The organism is Enterobacter sp. JBIWA005 (genome assembly GCF_019968805.1).
Taxonomy (GTDB): Bacteria; Pseudomonadota; Gammaproteobacteria; order Enterobacterales; family Enterobacteriaceae; genus Enterobacter; species Enterobacter vonholyi.
The window spans coordinates 243,400-264,022 of the sequence record NZ_CP074159.1; the positions used below are offsets into that span (position 1 = coordinate 243,400).

The 20,623-nt window shown below is 57.0% G+C and carries 16 protein-coding genes and 2 pseudogenes; 11 read left to right on the forward strand and 7 right to left on the reverse strand.

Features of this window, described 5'->3' with window-relative positions; translation table 11 throughout:
- The first annotated feature begins 106 nt into the window (after positions 1-106).
- The 5 genes and pseudogenes from metH (at position 107) to rluF (ending at position 6,830) form a co-directional block, all read left to right on the forward strand.
- Entirely contained in the window at positions 107-3,790 is a 3,684-nt protein-coding gene (metH, locus tag KGP22_RS01110) for a methionine synthase (protein ID WP_223580959.1), read from the forward strand.
- Positions 3,791-3,906: 116 nt separating this feature from the next.
- Complete coding sequence (locus KGP22_RS01115) at positions 3,907-5,538, forward strand: Na/Pi cotransporter family protein (protein ID WP_111965810.1); 1,632 nt, start codon at positions 3,907-3,909, stop codon at positions 5,536-5,538.
- 108 nt (positions 5,539-5,646) lie between these two features.
- Positions 5,647-5,790 (forward strand): annotated as a pseudogene (locus tag KGP22_RS01120) (type II toxin-antitoxin system CcdA family antitoxin); the annotation flags it as partial.
- Positions 5,781-5,903 (forward strand): annotated as a pseudogene (locus tag KGP22_RS24265) (taxon MazF); the annotation flags it as partial. The pseudogenes KGP22_RS01120 and KGP22_RS24265, both read left to right, overlap by 10 nt.
- Positions 5,904-5,957: 54 nt before the next feature.
- Complete coding sequence (gene rluF / locus KGP22_RS01125; RefSeq protein WP_223580961.1) at positions 5,958-6,830, forward strand: 23S rRNA pseudouridine(2604) synthase RluF; 873 nt, start codon at positions 5,958-5,960, stop codon at positions 6,828-6,830.
- Here rluF and KGP22_RS01130 read toward each other — a convergent pair whose 3' ends face one another.
- The 3 genes from KGP22_RS01130 to lysC form a co-directional block, all read right to left on the reverse strand.
- Positions 6,831-7,103, reverse strand: coding sequence for a DUF3811 domain-containing protein (locus KGP22_RS01130; RefSeq protein WP_023309994.1), 273 nt, complete (start codon positions 7,101-7,103; stop codon positions 6,831-6,833).
- 50 nt (positions 7,104-7,153) lie between these two features.
- Positions 7,154-8,098, reverse strand: coding sequence for a ketopantoate/pantoate/pantothenate transporter PanS (panS, locus tag KGP22_RS01135; protein ID WP_149367200.1), 945 nt, complete (start codon positions 8,096-8,098; stop codon positions 7,154-7,156).
- Positions 8,099-8,191: 93 nt separating this feature from the next.
- Complete coding sequence (gene lysC / locus KGP22_RS01140) at positions 8,192-9,541, reverse strand: lysine-sensitive aspartokinase 3 (RefSeq protein WP_111965816.1); 1,350 nt, start codon at positions 9,539-9,541, stop codon at positions 8,192-8,194.
- A 374-nt stretch (positions 9,542-9,915) separates the two neighbouring features.
- Here lysC and pgi point away from each other — a divergent pair, with 374 nt between their 5' ends.
- From pgi to KGP22_RS01165, 5 genes are all read left to right on the forward strand, one after another.
- Complete coding sequence (pgi, locus tag KGP22_RS01145; RefSeq protein WP_115876949.1) at positions 9,916-11,565, forward strand: glucose-6-phosphate isomerase; 1,650 nt, start codon at positions 9,916-9,918, stop codon at positions 11,563-11,565.
- A 367-nt stretch (positions 11,566-11,932) separates the two neighbouring features.
- Positions 11,933-12,175, forward strand: a complete 243-nt coding sequence (yjbE, locus tag KGP22_RS01150; protein ID WP_008503423.1) for an exopolysaccharide production protein YjbE — start codon at positions 11,933-11,935, stop codon at positions 12,173-12,175.
- Between the two features lie 63 nt (positions 12,176-12,238).
- Positions 12,239-12,877 (forward strand): YjbF family lipoprotein, encoded by a 639-nt coding sequence (locus KGP22_RS01155; protein ID WP_115876948.1) that lies wholly within the window; start codon positions 12,239-12,241, stop codon positions 12,875-12,877.
- Positions 12,874-13,611 (forward strand): capsule biosynthesis GfcC D2 domain-containing protein, encoded by a 738-nt coding sequence (locus tag KGP22_RS01160; RefSeq protein ID WP_223580964.1) that lies wholly within the window; start codon positions 12,874-12,876, stop codon positions 13,609-13,611. The genes KGP22_RS01155 and KGP22_RS01160 overlap by 4 nt, the downstream gene beginning before the upstream one ends.
- Positions 13,611-15,707 carry a YjbH domain-containing protein gene (locus KGP22_RS01165; protein ID WP_115876946.1) on the forward strand — a complete coding sequence of 699 codons (2,097 nt, stop codon included), beginning with the start codon at positions 13,611-13,613 and terminating at the stop codon, positions 15,705-15,707. The genes KGP22_RS01160 and KGP22_RS01165 overlap by 1 nt, the downstream gene beginning before the upstream one ends.
- 76 nt (positions 15,708-15,783) lie before the next feature.
- Here the strand turns inward: KGP22_RS01165 and KGP22_RS01170 are convergent, their stop codons facing one another.
- On the reverse strand, positions 15,784-16,236 hold the full coding sequence (locus tag KGP22_RS01170; RefSeq protein ID WP_149367206.1) for an acyltransferase: 453 nt from the start codon (positions 16,234-16,236) through the stop codon (positions 15,784-15,786).
- Positions 16,237-16,332: 96 nt separating this feature from the next.
- Between KGP22_RS01170 and psiE the strand changes: the two genes are divergently transcribed.
- The gene (gene psiE, locus KGP22_RS01175; RefSeq protein ID WP_000202963.1) at positions 16,333-16,743 is read left to right on the forward strand and encodes a phosphate-starvation-inducible protein PsiE; all 411 of its coding nucleotides are present in this window, start codon (positions 16,333-16,335) and stop codon (positions 16,741-16,743) included.
- 97 nt (positions 16,744-16,840) lie between these two features.
- Here the strand turns inward: psiE and malG are convergent, their stop codons facing one another.
- From malG to malE, 3 genes are all read right to left on the reverse strand, one after another.
- Positions 16,841-17,731, reverse strand: a complete 891-nt coding sequence (gene malG, locus KGP22_RS01180; protein ID WP_023310002.1) for a maltose ABC transporter permease MalG — start codon at positions 17,729-17,731, stop codon at positions 16,841-16,843.
- Between the two features lie 14 nt (positions 17,732-17,745).
- Positions 17,746-19,290, reverse strand: coding sequence for a maltose ABC transporter permease MalF (malF, locus tag KGP22_RS01185; RefSeq protein ID WP_111965822.1), 1,545 nt, complete (start codon positions 19,288-19,290; stop codon positions 17,746-17,748).
- 125 nt (positions 19,291-19,415) lie between these two features.
- On the reverse strand, positions 19,416-20,606 hold the full coding sequence (malE, locus tag KGP22_RS01190) for a maltose/maltodextrin ABC transporter substrate-binding protein MalE (protein WP_045909150.1): 1,191 nt from the start codon (positions 20,604-20,606) through the stop codon (positions 19,416-19,418).
- Positions 20,607-20,623 lie beyond the last annotated feature (17 nt).

The window sequence follows — 20,623 nt, forward strand, 5'->3', positions numbered from 1 at the left end:
TGGTGAACATGTCTCATGTTACCGCTGAGCGGCTTTTCCACCCTGCGAGATTGTGCCAGTATGGAACGCAGCCTTTTGGCCTTGTTGAGCGTTGTCGGGAGCAAGTGTGAGCAGCAAAGTAGAGCAACTGCGTGCGCAGTTAAATGAACGAATTCTGGTGCTGGACGGCGGCATGGGCACCATGATCCAGGGGTATCGTCTGAGTGAAGATGATTTCCGCGGCGAACGCTTTGCCGACTGGCCCTGCGACCTGAAAGGGAACAACGACCTGCTGGTGCTCAGCAAGCCGTCCGTGATTAAAGATATCCACAACGCCTACTTCGAAGCGGGTGCGGATATCGTTGAAACCAACACCTTTAACTCGACAACCATCGCCATGGCGGATTACCAGATGGAATCCCTGTCGGCGGAAATCAACCTGGAAGCCGCGAAGCTGGCGCGCGCCTGCGCCGACGAGTGGACGGCCCGCACGCCGGATAAACCGCGCTACGTTGCCGGGGTGCTTGGCCCGACGAACCGCACCGCGTCGATTTCACCGGACGTCAACGACCCGGCGTTTCGTAATATCACCTTTGACCAGCTGGTTGCTGCCTACCGTGAATCGACCAAAGCACTGGTGGAAGGCGGTTCCGATCTGATCCTGATTGAAACGGTATTCGACACCCTCAACGCCAAGGCCGCGATTTACGCGGTGAAAGAGGAGTTCGAGGCGCTGGGCGTTGACCTGCCGATCATGATTTCCGGCACCATCACCGATGCCTCCGGCCGTACCCTGTCCGGCCAGACCACCGAAGCGTTTTATAACTCCCTGCGCCACGCCGACGCGCTCTCCTTCGGCCTGAACTGCGCGCTGGGTCCAGATGAACTGCGCCAGTACGTGCAGGAGCTGTCGCGCATCGCGGAATGCTACGTCACAGCGCACCCGAACGCCGGTCTGCCGAACGCCTTCGGCGAATACGATCTTGATGCCGATACCATGGCGGCGCAAATCCGCGAGTGGGCCGAGTCTGGATTTCTGAACATCGTCGGCGGCTGCTGCGGCACCACGCCTAAACATATCGCTGCTATGAGCAACGCCGTGGCCGGGCTGCCGCCGCGCAAGCTGCCCGAGCTTCCGGTTGCCTGTCGTCTCTCCGGCCTTGAGCCGTTGACCATCGGCGAAGACAGCCTGTTTGTGAACGTGGGCGAGCGTACGAACGTTACCGGTTCCGCTAAGTTCAAACGTCTGATCAAAGAAGAGAAGTACAGCGAAGCGCTGGACGTCGCGCGTCAGCAGGTAGAGAACGGCGCGCAGATTATCGATATCAACATGGATGAGGGGATGCTCGACGCCGAAGCGGCGATGGTGCGTTTCCTTAACCTGATTGCCGGTGAGCCGGACATCGCCCGCGTGCCGATCATGATCGACTCCTCCAAGTGGGACGTGATCGAGAAGGGGCTGAAGTGCATTCAGGGTAAAGGCATCGTCAACTCCATCTCGATGAAAGAGGGCGTGGAGATCTTTATCCACCACGCGAAGATGGTGCGCCGCTACGGTGCCGCCGTGGTGGTGATGGCCTTTGACGAAGTGGGCCAGGCCGATACCCGCGCGCGTAAAATTGAGATTTGCCGCCGCGCGTACAAAATACTGACCGAAGAGGTGGGCTTCCCGCCGGAAGACATCATCTTTGACCCGAACATCTTCGCCGTGGCGACCGGTATCGAAGAGCACAATAACTACGCCCAGGACTTTATCGGCGCGTGCGAGGACATTAAGCGCGAGCTGCCGCATGCGCTGATCTCCGGCGGCGTGTCGAACGTGTCGTTCTCGTTCCGCGGTAACGACCCGGTGCGCGAAGCGATCCACGCCGTGTTCCTCTACTACGCCATCCGCAACGGGATGGACATGGGGATCGTCAACGCCGGCCAGCTGGCGATTTACGACGACCTGCCAGCCGAGCTGCGCGACGCGGTAGAAGACGTGATCCTTAACCGTCGCGACGACGCCACCGAGCGCATGCTGGACCTGGCGGAAAAATATCGCGGCAGCAAATCGGATGAATCGACCAACGTTCAGCAGGCCGAGTGGCGCGCCTGGAACGTGAAAAAGCGTCTGGAATATTCGCTGGTAAAAGGCATCACCGAGTTTATCGAGCAGGATACCGAAGAGGCGCGTCAGCAGTCAGCCCGCCCGATCGAGGTGATCGAAGGGCCGCTGATGGACGGCATGAACGTGGTAGGCGATCTGTTCGGTGAGGGCAAAATGTTCCTGCCGCAGGTGGTGAAATCTGCCCGCGTGATGAAGCAGGCCGTGGCGTACCTGGAGCCGTTTATCGAGGCCAGCAAAGAGAAAGGCTCCAGCAACGGCAAAATGGTCATTGCCACCGTCAAGGGCGACGTGCACGACATCGGCAAGAACATTGTCGGTGTGGTGCTGCAGTGCAATAACTACGAGATTATCGACCTTGGCGTCATGGTCCCGGCGGATAAAATCCTCAAGACCGCGCGCGAAGTGAATGCCGACCTGATTGGCCTCTCCGGGCTGATCACCCCGTCGCTGGACGAGATGGTTAACGTGGCGAAGGAGATGGAGCGCCAGGGCTTCACCATTCCTCTGCTGATTGGTGGGGCGACCACCTCCAAAGCGCACACGGCGGTGAAAATCGAGCAGAACTACAGCGGCCCGACGGTGTACGTGCAAAACGCCTCGCGCACGGTGGGCGTGGTCTCCGCACTGCTCTCTGACACCCAGCGCGACGAGTTTGTTGAGCGCACCCGCAAAGAGTACGAAACCGTTCGCATCCAGCACGGGCGCAAGAAACCGCGCACCCCGCCAGTTTCACTCCAGGCGGCGCGCGATAACGATCTGGCGTTTGACTGGTCGAGCTATACGCCGCCGGTCGCGCATCGCCTGGGCGTTCAGGAGGTCAGCGCCAGCATCGAAACGCTGCGCAACTACATCGACTGGACGCCGTTCTTTATGACCTGGTCGCTGGCGGGCAAATATCCGCGCATCCTGGAAGATGAGGTCGTGGGCGAAGAGGCGAAACGCCTGTTTAAAGATGCCAACGATATGCTCGACACGCTGAGTGCTGAGAAAACCCTCAATCCGCGCGGCGTGGTGGGGCTGTTCCCGGCCAACCGCGTGGGAGACGACATCGAAATTTATCGCGATGAAACCCGCACCCACGTGCTGGCGGTCAGCCGCCATCTGCGTCAGCAAACCGAGAAAGTGGGCTTTGCCAACTACTGCCTGGCCGATTTTGTCGCGCCGAAGCTGAGCGGAAAAGCCGACTATATCGGCGCCTTTGCGGTAACCGGCGGTCTGGAAGAAGATGCGCTGGCGGACGCGTACGAAGCGCAGCACGACGATTACAATAAAATCATGGTGAAAGCGATAGCCGACCGCCTGGCGGAAGCCTTCGCCGAGTACCTGCACGAGCGCGTGCGCAAGGTGCACTGGGGCTACGCGGCGAATGAAAACCTCAGCAACGAGGAACTGATCCGCGAAAACTACCAGGGTATTCGTCCGGCACCGGGATATCCGGCCTGTCCGGAACACACCGAAAAGGGCACTATCTGGCAACTGCTGGACGTCGAAGCCCATACCGGAATGAAGCTCACCGAGTCGTTCGCCATGTGGCCGGGTGCGTCCGTCTCCGGCTGGTACTTCAGCCACCCGGACAGCAAGTACTTTGCCGTGGCGCAGCTGCAGCGCGATCAGATTGAAGATTACGCCCTGCGCAAAGGCATGAGCGTATCAGAAGTCGAGCGCTGGCTGGCACCGAATTTAGGCTACGACGCAGACTAACGTCACTTTTCCTTACAACAAACAGGGCACCTCAAGGGTGCCTTGTCTCTTTCTTACGCTTAAACCCTTATACTGAACCTATGGAAAACGAATAACGATAAGGAGGAAAACCTTTCGTGCTGACCTTGTTACACCTGCTTTCCGCAGTCGCACTGCTCGTATGGGGCACCCATATCGTTCGTACCGGCGTGATGCGCGTTTTTGGGGCGCGCTTGCGTACCGTTCTCAGCAGCAGCGTTGAGAAGAAGCCGCTCGCCTTCTGCGCGGGTATTGGCGTAACGGCACTGGTGCAGAGCAGTAACGCCACAACCCTGCTTGTCACCTCCTTTGTGGCGCAGGATCTGGTTGCGCTGGCTCCGGCACTGGTCATTGTGCTGGGGGCCGACGTGGGGACCGCGCTGATGGCGCGTATCCTGACCTTCGATCTCTCCTGGCTGTCGCCGCTGCTGATTTTTGTCGGCGTTATCTTCTTCCTCGGTCGCAAACAGACGCGCGCCGGGCAGCTAGGGCGCGTAGGGATTGGCCTGGGGCTGATCCTGCTGGCGCTGGAGCTGATTGTACAGGCGGTCACCCCTATTACCGAGGCCAACGGCGTTCAGGTCATCTTCGCTTCCCTGACCGGGGACATCATGCTCGACGCGCTGATTGGCGCGGTGTTTGCCATCGTCAGCTACTCCAGCTTGGCCGCCGTGCTGCTGACGGCCACGCTTACCGCCGCCGGGGCGATCTCCTTCCCGGTGGCGCTGTGTCTGGTGATAGGTGCCAACCTCGGCTCTGGCCTGCTGGCGATGCTCAATAACAGCGCCGCCAACGCTGCCGCCCGCCGCGTGGCGCTCGGTAGCCTGCTGTTTAAGCTGGTGGGCAGCCTGATTATCCTGCCCTTTATCCACCCGCTGGCGAACCTGATGGATAACCTCCCGCTGCCGAAGGCGGAGCTGGTGATCTACTTCCACGTGTTCTACAACCTGGTGCGCTGCCTGGCGATGGTGCCTTTTGCCGGGCCGATGGCCCGCTTCTGCGAACGTCTCATTCAGGACGAACCGGAGCTGGATGCGCGCCTGAAGCCGAAGCACCTGGATACGTCCGCGCTGGATACCCCGGCACTGGCGCTGGCGAATGCCGCGCGCGAGACGCTGCGCATGGGCGACGCAATGGAAACCATGCTCGAAGGCCTGCAAAAGGTGATGCACGGCGAGCCGCGAGAGGAGAAAGAGCTGCGCAGACTGGCGGACGATATCAACGTGCTCTATACCGCCATTAAGCTTTACCTGGCGCGCATGCCGCAGGACGAACTGGCGGAAGAGGAGTCCCGCCGCTGGGCGGAGATCATTGAGATGTCGCTTAACCTTGAGCAGGCCTCCGATATTGTTGAGCGCATGGGCAGCGAGATAGCCGATAAATCGCTGGCCGCACGCCGGGCGTTCTCCGTTGAAGGCTTAAAAGAGCTTGAAGCGCTTCACGAACAGCTGGTCAGCAACCTCAAGCTGGCGATGCTGGTCTTCTTTTCCAGCGACGTGCCGAGCGCGCGCCGCCTGCGCCGCAACAAGCATCGTTTCCGTATCCTGAACCGCCGCTATTCGCACGCCCACGTCGAGCGTCTGCATCAGCAGAACGTGCAGAGTATTGAGACCAGCTCACTCCACCTGGGGCTGCTGGGCGATATGAAGCGTCTCAACTCGTTGTTCTGCGCGGTGGCCTACAGCGTGATGGAACAGCCGGATGAAGATGACGAGCGGGATGAGTATTAATTTCTGAAAGCGCCTCGCAAAACCTTTTTGCGAGGCGTGACACCTTATCAAGCGCATTTACACACTACACTTCGCCAATTCATGCGCATTCCGATGGGGGGCTCATGCGCACTACTCATGGCTGCACTGCAGGAGCAGTTTCGTGCGCATCAGCGCGCAGAGTGGTTAGCAGAAAATAAAGTTTCTATCGAGGCCATTAACCAGTGGGTTGATGAAAACGGCTCCTTTAGCGACTCTCAGAGGTCGTTCTGATGGATCAATAGGCAGGCATATCGCCAAAAGAGTTAGGCGAGCGTGTCGCCGATCTTACGCAAAACAGTGCTTCATTGCGGGATGCACTCGATTTTTTGATCAACGGTTACTAACACTTTTTTGTCAGCCGCAAGGTAAGGTATATTTCGCCCTTCACAGGAGAAACTATGCTGCCAACTCAATCAACCCGATTAAACAAATACATTAGCGAGAGCGGAATCTGCTCACGTCGCGAGGCTGACCGTTACATTGAACAAGGTAACGTGTTTCTTAACGGCAAACGCGCCACCATCGGCGACCAGGTGGTCCCTGGCGATGTGGTTAAAGTGAATGGTCAGCTCATCGAACCGCGTGATGCCGAAGACCTGGTGTTTATCGCGTTGAACAAACCGGTTGGGATTGTCAGCACCACAGAAGACGGCGAGCGGGACAACATCGTTGATTTCGTGAACCACAGCAGCCGTATCTTCCCGATTGGCCGTCTGGATAAAGACTCTCAGGGGCTGATTTTCCTCACCAACCACGGCGATCTGGTCAACAAGATCCTGCGTGCCGGTAACGATCACGAAAAAGAGTACATTGTGACGGTGAATAAACCGGTCACGGACGACTTTATTCGCGGCATGGGCGCCGGTGTGCCGATCCTCGGTACCGTCACGAAAAAGTGTAAGGTGAAGAAAGAAGCGCCGTTCGCGTTCCGCATTACCCTGGTGCAGGGCTTAAACCGCCAGATCCGCCGCATGTGCGAGTATTTCGGTTATGAAGTGACGAAGCTTGAGCGCACGCGCATCATGAACGTCAGCCTGTCCGGCATCCCGCTGGGTGAGTGGCGCGATTTAACGGATGACGAGCTGATCGAGCTGTTCAAGCTTATCGAGAACTCCTCGTCCGAAGCGAAGCCGAAGGCCAAAGCAAGACCGAAAGCTCAGGCGATTAAGCGCCCGGTCGTGAAGGCGCCGCAGGCGGAAGAGAAAGGGCGAGGCAAGCCGGGCAACGGAAAACGCTTTACCCAGCCGGGGCGTAAAAAGAAAGGGCGCTGATTAGCGCCTTCCACGGGTTGATGTGGTGGCGGACCAGGAAAAGGTCGCTTCTGCATCGGGTTTATAAGCCTGCTCTTTTTTCAGCTTGCGGGCCTTTTTCGCCGCGGCGTCACGTTGCGCCATCAGCTTATCGATGTACTCTTTTTTTACCTGATTGGTTTCGGCGTTCGTCAGCGTGCGGCCATGTGCGATACGAGCGCGGTCGAGAAGCGTTTTCAGCTCGCGCTGCTCGGCTTCCGTCATGTCTTTCTGGGTCAAACGTGGTGTAGCCATTGCTGAAGCCTCCTGATGGGGAGGCTTCAGTGTAAAGCAAGCAGCGTAAATTAACCCTGCTTCACCGCATCTTTTTTCGTTTGTTCATCAATCGGTTTGCCGGACCAGTAGCCCGCCAGCAGCGAGCCGGAGAGATTGTGCCAGACGGAGAACAGCGCACCCGGCAGGGCCGCCAGCGGCGAGAAGTAAATTTTACCGAGCGCCGCCGCCAGGCCGGAGTTCTGCATGCCTACCTCAATTGCCAGCGTGCGGCAGGTCGATTCGTCAAAACCAAACAGCTTCCCGCCCCAGTAGCCGCCCAGCAGACCAATGGTGTTATGCAGCACCACCGCGACGATCACCACAAAGCCTACGGAAGCAATGTGTGAGGCGGAGCCCGCCACCACGGCGCTGATGATGGCCAGAATACAGACCATCGAAAATGCGGGCAGGTACGGCTCAACGGCCTTCACCACGCGAGGGAACAGGTGGTGAATGACCAGCCCCAGCGCAATCGGAATCACCACGATTTGCAGAATGCTCAGCAGCATTCCCATCACGTCCACCTGAATATGCGCATCCACGTACAGGCGGGTTAACAGCGGTGTGGCAACGACGCCAACCAGCGTGGAGACGGATGAGATAGTGACGGAGAGCGCCACATCCCCTTTCGCGAGGTAGATCATGACGTTGGACGCCGTGCCGCTGGCCACGCTGCCCACCAGCACCATCCCGGCGGAGAGATCGGGCGGCATCTTAAAAGCCATCGCCAGCAGCCACGCCGCGAGCGGCATCACCAGATAGTGCAGAAATATTCCTGCCGCGACGGGCGCAGGGCGAGAGAGCACGCGTTTAAAGTCGTCGATTTTCAGATGCACGCCCATACCGAACATGATCAGCATCAGCAGCGTGGTGACCCATGGACCGATACCGGTGAACGTGGTGGGAGTGTAATACGCGAGTACGGAGAGCAGCAGCGCCCATAACGGGAACAGCCGCGTAATGGCGGATAACATAGTGGATTCCTTGCAGTATTGTCGTGTTGTTTAGTTATAAAAAAGCCGGGTCTGTGCCCGGCTTATAGGTATTGTTTATCGTGCTAACGAATTTTATTCAAACAAATTCTGATGAAGTTTCTGCACGACCTGCTCGGCCTGATCGGCTGGCACCAGGAAGCAGAGGTTATAGCTGGACGCACCGTAGCAAATCATGCGGATGTTGAACGGGTCGAGCACGCCAAATACCTCTTTGCCCACGCCGCAGGCGCGCGACAGCTTGTTGCCGATGATGGCAACCAGCGCCAGGTCTTCTTCCACTTCCACGCGGCACAGCTCAGACAGCTCAATCAGCAGCGACTGCGTCAGCAGGGTATCACCGGTTGAGGTTGAACCGGTGGTGTCCAGCGTCAGCGCAATGCTCACTTCCGAGGTGGTGATCAGATCCACGGAGATGTTGTGGCGTGCCAGAATGCCAAACACTTCCGCCAGGAAACCGCGGGAGTGCAGCATATTGTGACTGTGGAGCGTCACCAGCGTCTGGCGACGGCGCAGGGCCAGGGCGCGGAACAGCGGTGGGTTTTCCGTTTTCTTGCAGACCAGCGTCCCGCCGGCTTTTGGATCTTTACTGGAGCCGACGAAGACCGGGATATCGCTGCGTACGGCAGGCAGCAGCGTGGCCGGGTGAAGCACTTTCGCGCCGAAGGTGGCCATTTCCGCCGCTTCTTCAAAGGCGATCACATCAATACGTTTCGCCGCGGAAACGACGCGCGGGTCGGTGGTGTAAATGCCCGGAACGTCAGTCCAGATATCCACGCGCGTGGCATGCAGGGCCTCGCCCAGTAGCGCTGCGGTGTAGTCGCTGCCGCCACGGCCAAGCGTGGTGGTGCGGCCCTTCGCTTCGCTGCCGATAAAGCCCTGTGTGACCACGATGCCGTCTGCCAGACGCGGGGCCAGCTGCTGATTGGTCAGTTCCGCCAGCGCCTCAACGTCCGGCTCGGCGCGGCCAAAGCGGTCGCTGGTACGCATGATTTTGCGCACGTCAAACCACTGCGCCTGAACGTTACGCTCGCGCATGATTTCAACAAACAGCAGGGTGGACATCAGCTCACCGTGGCTGACCAGCTCGTCGGTCAGGGCGGTGGAGGTTGCCAGAGAAGCCGCTTCTGCCAGGGTAGTGATATTTTCCAGCAAACGTTCCACTTCCTCGCGGATGACGTTAGGGTTCTGCAGACGTTCAAGAATGTCGAACTGAATTTTGCGCAGTGCATCCAGCTTCACGAAACGTTCTGTCGCTTCCAGTCCTTCAGACAGAGAAACCAGCAGGTTCGTCACGCCGGCGGAGGCAGACAGCACCACCAGGCGGGTATTCGGATCGGCCAGCACCACATCGGCGCTGCGGTTCATGGCATCGTAATCGGCCACACTGGTGCCGCCAAATTTGGCGACCACAAAACTCGTCATAACAACCTCGTGTCAGGGAATGAATAAGCGACCTTGGCACAAGAGTGAAACGAAAACAGGTGCAGGCGCAAAATACGGCCCTATAAATAAAATGCGGGGGAGGTCCTGTCAATGCTGGGATTATGCGGATTTTTTATGGGGGGGTACCCCTGAGAAACAGGACTTATAACAGGGCCAGATTTTATGCTCCGTTTTAGGGCATTTTGACCGACATTTATCCGCTCCGGGAGGGCGCTTCAGCAGCTATACTTTTCGGGTCTTTTCACCTGTGTTTGATGCAGGCCAGGGCAATGGCATAAAAACCATCACAATTTTTATTTGCAGGCGCTACAATCGACCGCAGTCACAATTCTCAAATCAGAAGAGTATTGCTAATGAAAAACATCAACCCAACGCAGACCGCTGCCTGGCAGGCACTCCAGAAACATTATGATGAAATGAAAGACGTCACCATCGCGGATCTTTTCGCGAAAGATGCCGATCGTTTCAACAAGTTCTCCGCGACCTTCGACGACCTGATGCTGGTGGATTTTTCTAAAAACCGCATTACCGAAGAGACGCTGGCAAAACTGCAGGATCTGGCAAAAGAGACTGAGCTTGCAGACGCCATCAAATCCATGTTCTCCGGCGAGAAGATCAACCGCACCGAAGACCGTGCCGTGCTGCACGTGGCCCTGCGTAACCGTAGCAATACGCCAATCATCGTTGACGGCAAAGACGTCATGCCGGAAGTGAACGCGGTGCTGGAAAAGATGAAAGCGTTCTCCGAAGCGATTATCTCCGGTAGCTGGAAAGGCTACACCGGCAAACCGATCACCGACGTGGTTAACATCGGTATCGGCGGTTCTGACCTCGGCCCGTTCATGGTGACCGAAGCGCTGCGTCCGTATAAAAACCACCTCAACATGCACTTTGTGTCTAACGTCGATGGTACCCACATCGCCGAAGTGCTGAAGAACGTGAACCCGGAAACTACCCTGTTCCTGGTTGCGTCTAAAACCTTTACCACTCAGGAAACCATGACCAACGCCCACAGCGCGCGCGACTGGTTCCTGAAAACCGCTGGCGACAACAAGCACGTGGCGAAACACTTCGCGGCGCTTTCTACCAACGGTAAAGCCGTCAGCGAGTTCGGTATCGACACCGCGAACATGTTCGAGTTCTGGGACTGGGTTGGCGGCCGCTACTCCCTGTGGTCTGCGATTGGCCTGTCCATCATCCTGTCCGTGGGCTTCGACAACTTCGTCGAGCTGCTCTCCGGCGCGCACGCGATGGACAAACACTTCTCCACCACCGCGCCTGAGAAAAACCTGCCGGTGCTGCTGGCGCTGATCGGGATCTGGTACAACAACTTCTTCGGCGCTGAAACCGAAGCGATCCTGCCGTACGACCAGTACATGCACCGCTTTGCGGCTTACTTCCAGCAGGGCAACATGGAATCCAACGGTAAGTACGTTGACCGTAACGGCAACGCGGTGGACTACCAGACTGGTCCAATTATCTGGGGCGAGCCGGGCACTAACGGTCAGCATGCTTTCTACCAGCTCATTCACCAGGGCACCAAAATGGTACCGTGCGATTTCATCGCTCCGGCTATCACCCATAACCCGCTGTCCGACCACCATCCGAAGCTGCTGTCCAACTTCTTCGCCCAGACCGAAGCGCTGGCGTTCGGTAAATCCCGCGAGGTGGTTGAGCAGGAATACCGTGACCAGGGTAAAGATCCTGCTACGCTGGAACACGTGGTACCGTTCAAAGTGTTTGAAGGCAACCGTCCAACCAACTCCATCCTGCTGCGCGAAATCACGCCGTTCAGCCTGGGCGCGCTGATTGCCCTGTACGAGCACAAAATCTTCACGCAGGGCGCGATCCTGAACATCTTCACCTTTGACCAGTGGGGCGTTGAGCTGGGCAAACAGCTGGCAAACCGTATTCTGCCAGAGCTGGGTGACGATAAAGCGATTACCAGCCATGACAGCTCGACAAATGGTTTGATCAACCGTTATAAAGCATGGCGAGCGTAATTAAAACGACATGAAAACGTGCCGGCTTAATGCCGGCATTTTTTTACCGGATAATTCCTGATGTCTGTTAGTTAACTCAAATTCTGGATCTGAGTTTAATCCGAAAAAGACGCTTAACCCGTTAATTGCTGCGGTTTATTTTAAGAAAATACGCAGAAATAAGATAATGTAAACATATTATAAGTATTTGATTTGTATTTGTTTTATATTCTTTGTGTTTGTCCTTCATTTCCATTTTAACCATTATTCCGAAAACCCGTCCCCTATTTCCCCTTACGGCAAACCCACGGCATGAGTTGTGTATACTCGATTCCGCCTGAAATTCTTTTCGGGCAAATCTCCATTCATTCATTGAAGGGAAATTGTTATGAAGAAAGTACTGTATGGCATTTTTGCCATATCTGCGCTTGCGGCGACATCTGTTTATGCAGCTCCGGTTCAGGTCGGGGAAGCGGCAGGGTCGGCTGCGACGTCTGCGTCTGCGGGAAGTTCTACCGCAGCCAGCGCCAGCACCGTAAGTTCAGCCGTGGGTGTCGCGCTGGCGGCAACCGGTGGCGGTGATGGCTCCAACACCGGAACCACGACCACCACGACAACCAGCACCCAGTAATAGCGGGTGTTTTAATCATAACCACACTTCGGTGTGGTTATTTCGCCCCTTCGGAGAAGAGTCGTGAAGCGACCTGCAATCATTCTGATTTGCCTGCTGCTGCAGGCGTGCTCGGCCACCACTAAAGGGCTGGGAAATTCACTGTGGGAAAGCATGTTCGGCACGCCGGGCGTGCATCTGACCGATGACGAACTTCAGAACATGCCTTATGCCAGTCAGTACATGCAGCTTAACGATGGCCCGCAGCTGTTTGTGGTGCTCGCTTTCGATGAAAACGGGCAGCAGAAATGGGTGACGCAGGATCAGGCCACCATCGTGACGCAGCATGGCCGTATCGTGAAAACCCTGCTGGGCGGCGACAACCTGCTGGAGGTGAATAATCTCGCCGACGACCCGCTGATCAAGCCGAACCAGATCGTCGACGGCGCAGGCTGGACGCGCACGATGGGCTGGACTGAACACAAGCAGGTGCGTTACGCCACGGCACGCTCGACCTTCCGCTGGGACGGCACCGACAGCGTGAAGGTCGGCAGCGACGAAACGCAGGTTCGCGTGCTGGATGAAGAGGTCACTACCGATCGGGCCACCTGGCACAACCGCTTCTGGATTGACGAGGAAGGGCAGATCCGCCAGTCATTACAGTATCTTGGTGCCGGATTCTTCCCGGTCAAAACCACCCTGATCAAGGCGGCGAAATCATGAAAAAGCTCATCCACGTTGCGCTTATCGCCAGTTTTGCCGCGCCGCTGGCATGGTCCGCCGGGACTGTGAAGGTCTACACGCCGGACAGTGAAAAACCCAAAACCTTAACCCACGCCGAGCATCTTCTCGATCTCGTCGGACAGCCAAGGCTCGCCAACAGCTGGTGGCCAGGCGCGGTCATCGCTGAACGGCAGAAGAGCGCTGAAGCGGAACAGCAGCACAAGGCGCTCCTTGCCAGGCTAACGGGATTAGCGGAGCAGGAAGACGGCGACGACGCGGCGGCGATTAATAGCGTTCGCCAGCAGCTGCAGGCGCTGAAGGTGACGGGCCGACAGAACGTCAATCTTGACCCGGATGACGTGCGGGTCACGGAAAACGGCAACCCGGCGCTGGAAGGGGACTACACGCTCTGGCTTCCGGCGAAGCCGACGACGGTGACCGTGATGGGGCTTATCAGCAGCCCGGGTAACAAGCCCTTTACCCCCGGTCGTGACGTGGCGAGCTACCTCGACGAGCAGAGTCGGCTGAGCGGCGCGGATAACAGCTACGCCTGGGTGATTTACCCCGACGGCCACACGCAAAAAGCCCCCGTTGCTTACTGGAATAAACGTCATATCGAACCCATGCCGGGCAGCATTATTTTTGTCGGTTTTGCCGACCATTTCTGGACGAAGGCGTATGACGGGCTTAACGCCGATATCCTTCACTCCCTGATTCAGCGGATACCGGAATAATGAAAAGAACCTATCTCTACAGCATGCTGGCGCTCTGCGTGAGTGCCGCCTGCCATGCAGAAACGTATCCGGCACCCATTGGCCCGTCTCAGTCAGACTTCGGCGGCGTCGGTTTACTGCAAACGCCCACCGCGCGTATGGCGCGCGAAGGGGAAATTAGCCTTAACTACCGTGATAACGACCAGTATCGCTACTACTCGGGGTCAGTGCAGCTGTTCCCGTGGCTTGAAACCACGCTGCGCTATACCGACGTACGGACGAAACAATACAGCAGCGTCGAGGCGTTCTCAGGCGATCAGACCTACAAAGATAAAGCCTTCGACGTCAAGCTGCGCCTGTGGGAAGAGAGCTACTGGATGCCGCAGGTCTCCGTGGGCGCCAAAGATATCGGCGGTACCGGCCTGTTTGATGCGGAATACATCGTAGCCAGCAAGGCCTGGGGGCCGTTCGACTTCTCGCTTGGCCTGGGATGGGGTTATCTCGGCACCAGCGGAAACGTGAAAAACCCGTTTTGCTCCTACAGCGATAAATACTGCTACCGCGATAACAGCTATAAGAAAGCGGGCTCCATCAACGGGGATCAGATGTTCCACGGTCCGGCATCGCTGTTTGGCGGTGTGGAGTATCAAACCCCATGGCAGCCGTTACGCCTGAAGCTGGAGTACGAGGGGAATGATTACTCGCAGGACTTCGCCGGGAAGATTGAGCAGAAGAGCAAGTTTAACGTCGGCGCAATTTATCGCGTCACCGACTGGGCCGACGTTAACCTCAGCTACGAGCGCGGCAATACGGTGATGTTCGGCTTCACGCTGCGCACTAACTTTAACGACATGCGGCCACACTACAATGATAACGCGCGGCCTGCATACCAGCCGGAACCGCAGGATGCGATCCTGCAGCACTCGGTGGTGGCAAACCAGCTTACGCTGCTGAAATACAATGCCGGCCTGGCGGATCCGAAAATTCAGGTGAAAGGCGATACGCTTTACGTCACCGGCGAGCAGGTGAAATACCGCGACTCGCGGGAAGGGATCGAGCGCGCCAACCGGATCATCATGAACGATCTGCCAGAGGGGATCCGCACGATCCGCGTGACGGAGAATCGTCTCAACCTGCCGCAGGTGACGACGGAAACGGATGTTGCCAGCCTTAAGCGCCACCTGGAAGGCGAGCCGCTCGGACATGAAACCGAGCTGGTGCAAAAACGCGTTGAGCCGATCGTGCCAGAAACCACAGAGCAGGGCTGGTATATCGACAAGTCGCGCTTCGATTTCCATATCGATCCGGTGCTGAACCAGTCCGTCGGCGGGCCGGAAAACTTCTACATGTATCAGCTGGGCGTCATGGCGACGGCGGATCTGTGGCTGACCGACCATCTGCTGACCACCGGCAGCCTGTTCGGCAACATCGCCAACAACTACGACAAGTTCAACTACACCAACCCGCCAAAAGACTCGTCGCTGCCGCGCGTGCGTACCCGCGTGCGTGAGTACGTGCAGAACGATGCTTACGTGAACAACCTGCAGGCCAACTACTTCCAGTACTTCGGCAACGGCTTCTACGGCCAGGTGTACGGTGGATATCTGGAAACCATGTACGGCGGCGCGGGGGCGGAAGTGCTTTATCGTCCTGTCGACAGCAACTGGGCGTTCGGGATTGATGCTAACTATGTTAAACAGCGTGACTGGCGCAGCGCGCAGGACATGATGAAGTTCACCGACTACAGCGTCAAAACCGGACACCTGACCGCCTACTGGACGCCGTCGTTCGCGCCTGACGTGCTGGTGAAAGCCAGCGTAGGCCAGTACCTGGCGGGCGATAAGGGCGGTACGCTGGACATCTCCAAACACTTCGATAGCGGCGTCGTGGTGGGCGGCTACGCCACCATTACCAACGTCTCGCCGGACGAATACGGGGAAGGGGACTTCACCAAGGGAGTCTATGTGTCGATTCCGCTGGATCTCTTCTCGTCAGGCCCAACCCGCAGCCGTGCAGCGGTTGGCTGGACGCCGCTGACGCGCGACGGCGGCCAGCAGCTTGGACGTAAGTTCCAGCTGTACGACATGACCAGCGATAAGAACATTAACTTCCGCTGATGCTTCACGCCGCGCGGCGCTGCGTTTTCCCGGCCTACGATTTCGTAGGCCCGGTAAGCGCAGCGCCACCGGGAAGTCACAAGCGGCGCAGCAGCCTCGCAGGGTTACCGGCATAGACACCTTTCTCGACGATCGATTTTGTTACCACGCTTCCTGCTCCAATCACCGCCCCGTCGCAGATGGAGACCGCCAGGATGGTGGCACCGCTGCCTATTGATACGTCATTCCCCACGGTAATGCGTCCCCAGCTGTTCCGGTCAGCATTGGGTTTGCCTTCGCGGAACATATCGTTGGCAAACATCACCCCATGGCCAATAAAACAGCGTTCGCCTACGGTGACGTACTCGCAAATGAAGGTGTGCGACTGAATTTTGCTGTCGTCGCCTATGTACGTATTGCCCTGGATTTCAACAAACGGGCCGACGAATACGCCGTTGCCCAGCACGCAGTCGTAAAGATTAGTAGGTTCATATACGGTCACATTGTCGCCGCAGGTCACGTTGCGAACCCCGGTTGGTTTACGATCCATCGGTTACCTCCGTACATAAAACATAATTAAAAAATATAGATCTCCGTCACATTTTTGCGTTATACAGAAACCTCGCCCTGGAGAATGAGGTGCTGTATGACATCCCTGACTCGCCCGCGCGTTGAGTTTATCTCAACTATCCTCCAGACCGTGCTGAACCTCGGTCTTTTGAGCCTTGGCCTGATACTGGTCGTCTTTTTGGGTAAAGAGACGGTGCATCTGGCGGATGTGCTGTTTGCCCCTGAACAAACCAGCAAATATGCGCTGGTGGAAGGACTGGTGGTCTACTTTCTCTACTTTGAATTTATCGCCCTGATTGTGAAGTATTTTCAGTCCGGCTTTCACTTCCCGCTACGTTATTTTGTCTACATTGGGATCACCGCCATTGTGCGGCTGATCATCGTCGATCATAAATCCCCGCTCGACGTGCTGATCTACTCGGCGGCGATCCTGCTGCTGGTGATCACCCTCTGGCTGTGCAATTCGAAGCGGCTGAAACGGGAATAAAAAAATGGCGCTCCGAAGAGCGCCTAACAACAGTCACAAGTTGGGTCAATACAATACGTCTAAAGTTGAGGGTTGCAGTGGCATAACAAAATGAAACTTAACCTTTCACACCGCCCGCCGTCAGGCCGTTCACCAGCCAGCGCTGCGCCAGCAGGAACACCACGGTAATCGGGATGGCGGAAAGTACGGCCGCCGCGGCAAAGTCGCCCCACAGGTAGTTTTGTGGGTTGAGGTATTGCTGCATACCCACGGCCAGGGTGTAGCTGTTCACATCACGCAGTAACAGTGAGGCAACCGGTACTTCAGTGATCGCAGCGATAAACGACAGGATAAACACCACCGCCAGAATCGGCACCGACAGCGGCAGCAGCACCAGGCGGAACGCCTGCCACGGGGTAGCCCCATCCAGCGCGGCGGCTTCTTCCAGCGAGCCGTCGATAGTTTCGAAATAGCCTTTAATGGTCCACACATGCAGTGCGATACCTCCAAGGTAGGCGAAGATCACGCCGCCGTGGGTGTTCAGGCCGATAAACGGGACGTACTGGCCCAGGCGGTCAAACAGGGCATACAGCGCCACCAGCGACAGCACCGCCGGGAACATCTGGAAAATCAGCATCCCTTTCAGCAGCGTCGCTTTGCCCGGGAAACGCATACGGGCAAAGGCGTAGGCGCAGGTGGTGGAAAGTGCCACGATACCAATGGCGGTAATGCCTGCGATTTTCACCGAGTTCCACAGCCACAGCAGCACCGGGAACGGCGGCGGCGTGACGCGGCCATCCGCGTGTTCCACGCTAAAGCCCAGCGCGAGCTTCCAGTGCTCCCAGGAGATTTCGTCCGGGATCAGGCTTCCTGTCGCGAAGTTACCCGAACGCAGGGAGATGGCGATAACCATCAGCAGCGGGAACATGATCGCCGCGATGAAAATCAGCAGGCCTAAGTGCGTCGCCAGGAGGCGCAGTTTCTGAGATTTGGGTTGTACCATTGCCATGATCGATGCCCTCCTTAGTCGAATTTCATACGTGTGGCTTTCAGGTTCACAATCGCCAGTGCGCCTACCAGCAGGAAGATCAGGGTGGCAATCGCTGCCGCCAGACCGAAGTCCTGGCCGCCGCCGCCTTCGAAGGCGATACGGTAGGTGTAGCTCACGAGCAGGTCGGTATAGCCTGCCGGCGTCGTAGTGCCGAGGCGGTCCGGGCCGCCGTTGGTCAACAGCTGAATCAGCACGAAGTTGTTAAAGTTAAAGGCGAAGCTGGCAATCATCAGCGGGGTGAGCGGCTTGATGAGCAGCGGCAGCGTAATCTTAAAGAAGTTCTGGAACGGGCCCGCGCCGTCCATCGCCGAAGCTTCGTACAGGTCATCCGGGATGGCCTTCAGCAGCCCCATGCACAGGATCATCATGTACGGATAACCCAGCCAGGTATTCACGATGATGATCATCGAGCGGGCGGTGGTTGGGTCGCTGAACCAGGCCGGTTTGATGCCGAACAGGGCGCTCAGCATCATGTTGATTTCACCGAAGCTCTGGTTAAACAGCCCTTTGAAAATCAGAATCGAGATAAACGACGGCACGGCATACGGCAGAATCAGCAGCACGCGGTAGATTGCTTTGCCCTTCAGGGATTCCCACTGGACCAGACAGGCCAGAACCATGCCCACGGCAACGGTCAGTATCACCGTCAGCACCGAGAAGACCACCGTCCAGACAAAGATGGCGAAGAAGGGTTTCTGAATGCCTTCGTCGGTAAACACGCGGGTAAAGTTGTCCCAGCCGATGGTGACTGTGTAGCCCGGGCTGAGCTTGTCATCACCCCATTTGCCGTCGGCAGTAATGGACTGATAGAAACCAATGTCGTTATTCGGACGGTACTTCACGCCGCTCTGGTTGTTGGTCAGCGTGCCGTCGTCCGCCAGGGTATACAGCGGCTGCGTGCCGGAGAACTGGCGCAGCGAGCTCATGGTCACCTTGCTTTCATCTGGCAGCACGGCGGTGAGCTGGGTCAGCGCCTGGCGGTTCTGGGTAATGACGCGCAGGTTGGCACGTTCACCTTCCGGCAGGGCTTGGGCCTCTTTTAAGGCCAGCTTCTGCTCGCCGCCAAATTTGAACGCGTCGGAAACGTAGTATTTGCCGCTTGCTTCGTCAGTAAGCGCTAACTTCCACTCGTTCCCAGCAGGATAGAGGCCGAAGTTAAAGGTCTTGCCTGCCTGATATGAGCGATCCAGCAGGACCTGCTGGGCGCGTTCCTGCGCAAGCTGGTTGGTGCTGCTGTAGTTGGTAAACGCAATGGCGATGGTACAAATCAGCGGGAACAGGACAAACAGCCCCATCCCGGCCACGCCCGGGTAGACATAGCGCCAGGCATAGGCTTTACGGTTGGCGAAAATATACAGGCCAGCAGAGCTTAAAATCAGCGTCATGATGGCGAACAGATATTCCCCTTGTACGTACATTAAAACAACAAGGTAACCCACCAGCAGACACAGCAGACCTATCGCTGACCACTTCAGCGCGTCGCTTTGCCACCAGCGTTTCTTTTTAATGACATCCATGGGGTTTTTCCTCTACAACGTTTGATCTTTTCTCCCTCTCCTGGGGGAGAGGGCCGGGGTGAGGGCGTGCGAATAGCGACAACCCTCACCCTAACCCTCTCCCAAAGGGAGAGGGGACTACGTCATTACTTAGTAATACGACCCTGAGCATCTTTCAGCGCGGCATCAACGGTCTGGCGACCGCTTGCAGCGTTGATGACCGCGGTACGGGTGGCGTACCAGAACGCAGCCATCTGTGGGATGTTCGGCATGATTTCGCCTTTCTGGGCGTTATCCATGGTAGCCGCGATACGTGGGTCTTTCGCCAGCTGATCCTGGAAGGATTTCAGCGCAACGGCGCCCAGCGGTTTGTCCTTGTTCACTTCATCCAGACCCTGATCGGTCAGCAGGTAGTTTTCCAGGAACTCTTTCGCCAGTTCTTTATTCGGGCTGGCGGCGTTGATGCCCGCGCTCAGCACGCCAACGAACGGTTTAGACGGCTTGCCTTTGAAGGTTGGCAGCAGCGTCACGCCGTAGTTGATTTTGCTCTTGTCGATGTTGGTCCAGGCCCACGGACCGTTGATGGTCATCGCGGTTTCGCCTTTGTTGAACGCCGCTTCCGCGATGGAGTAATCGGTATCCGCGTTCATGTGTTTGTTCTTGATCAGGTCAACCAGGAAGGTCAGGCCCGCTTTCGCGCCCGCACTGTCGACGCCCACGTCTTTCACGTCATACTTGCCGTTTTCAAACTTGAACGCGTAACCGCCGTCGGCAGCAATCAGCGGCCATGTGAAGTACGGCTCTTGCAGGTTGAACATCAGGGCAGATTTACCTTTCGCCTTCAGCTCTTTATCCAGTTTCGGGATCTCTTCCCAGGTTTTCGGTGGGTTAGGTACCAGGTCTTTGTTATAAATCAGAGACAGGGCTTCAACCGCGACAGGATAAGCGATCAGCTTGCCGTTATAGCGAACAGCGTCCCAGGTGAACGGGAACAGTTTGTCCTGGAAAGCTTTGTCCGGGGTGACTTCAGCCAGCAGGCCAGACTGCGCGTAACCACCGAAACGGTCATGCGCCCAGAAGATGATGTCCGGGCCGTCGCCGGTTGCCGCAACCTGCGGGAATTTCTCTTCCAGTTTGTCCGGGTGTTCTACGGTAACTTTGATGCCGGTGTCTTTCTCGAATTTTTTGCCCACTTCGGCCAGGCCGTTATAGCCTTTGTCGCCGTTAATCCAGATAACCAGTTTGCCTTCTTCAATTTTGGCGAGCGCCGGTGCGGAAATCATCATTGCTGCGAGGGCGGACAATGCGAAAACGCGTGCGCCAGTCTTGATATTCATAGCTGCCATCCTTTTTG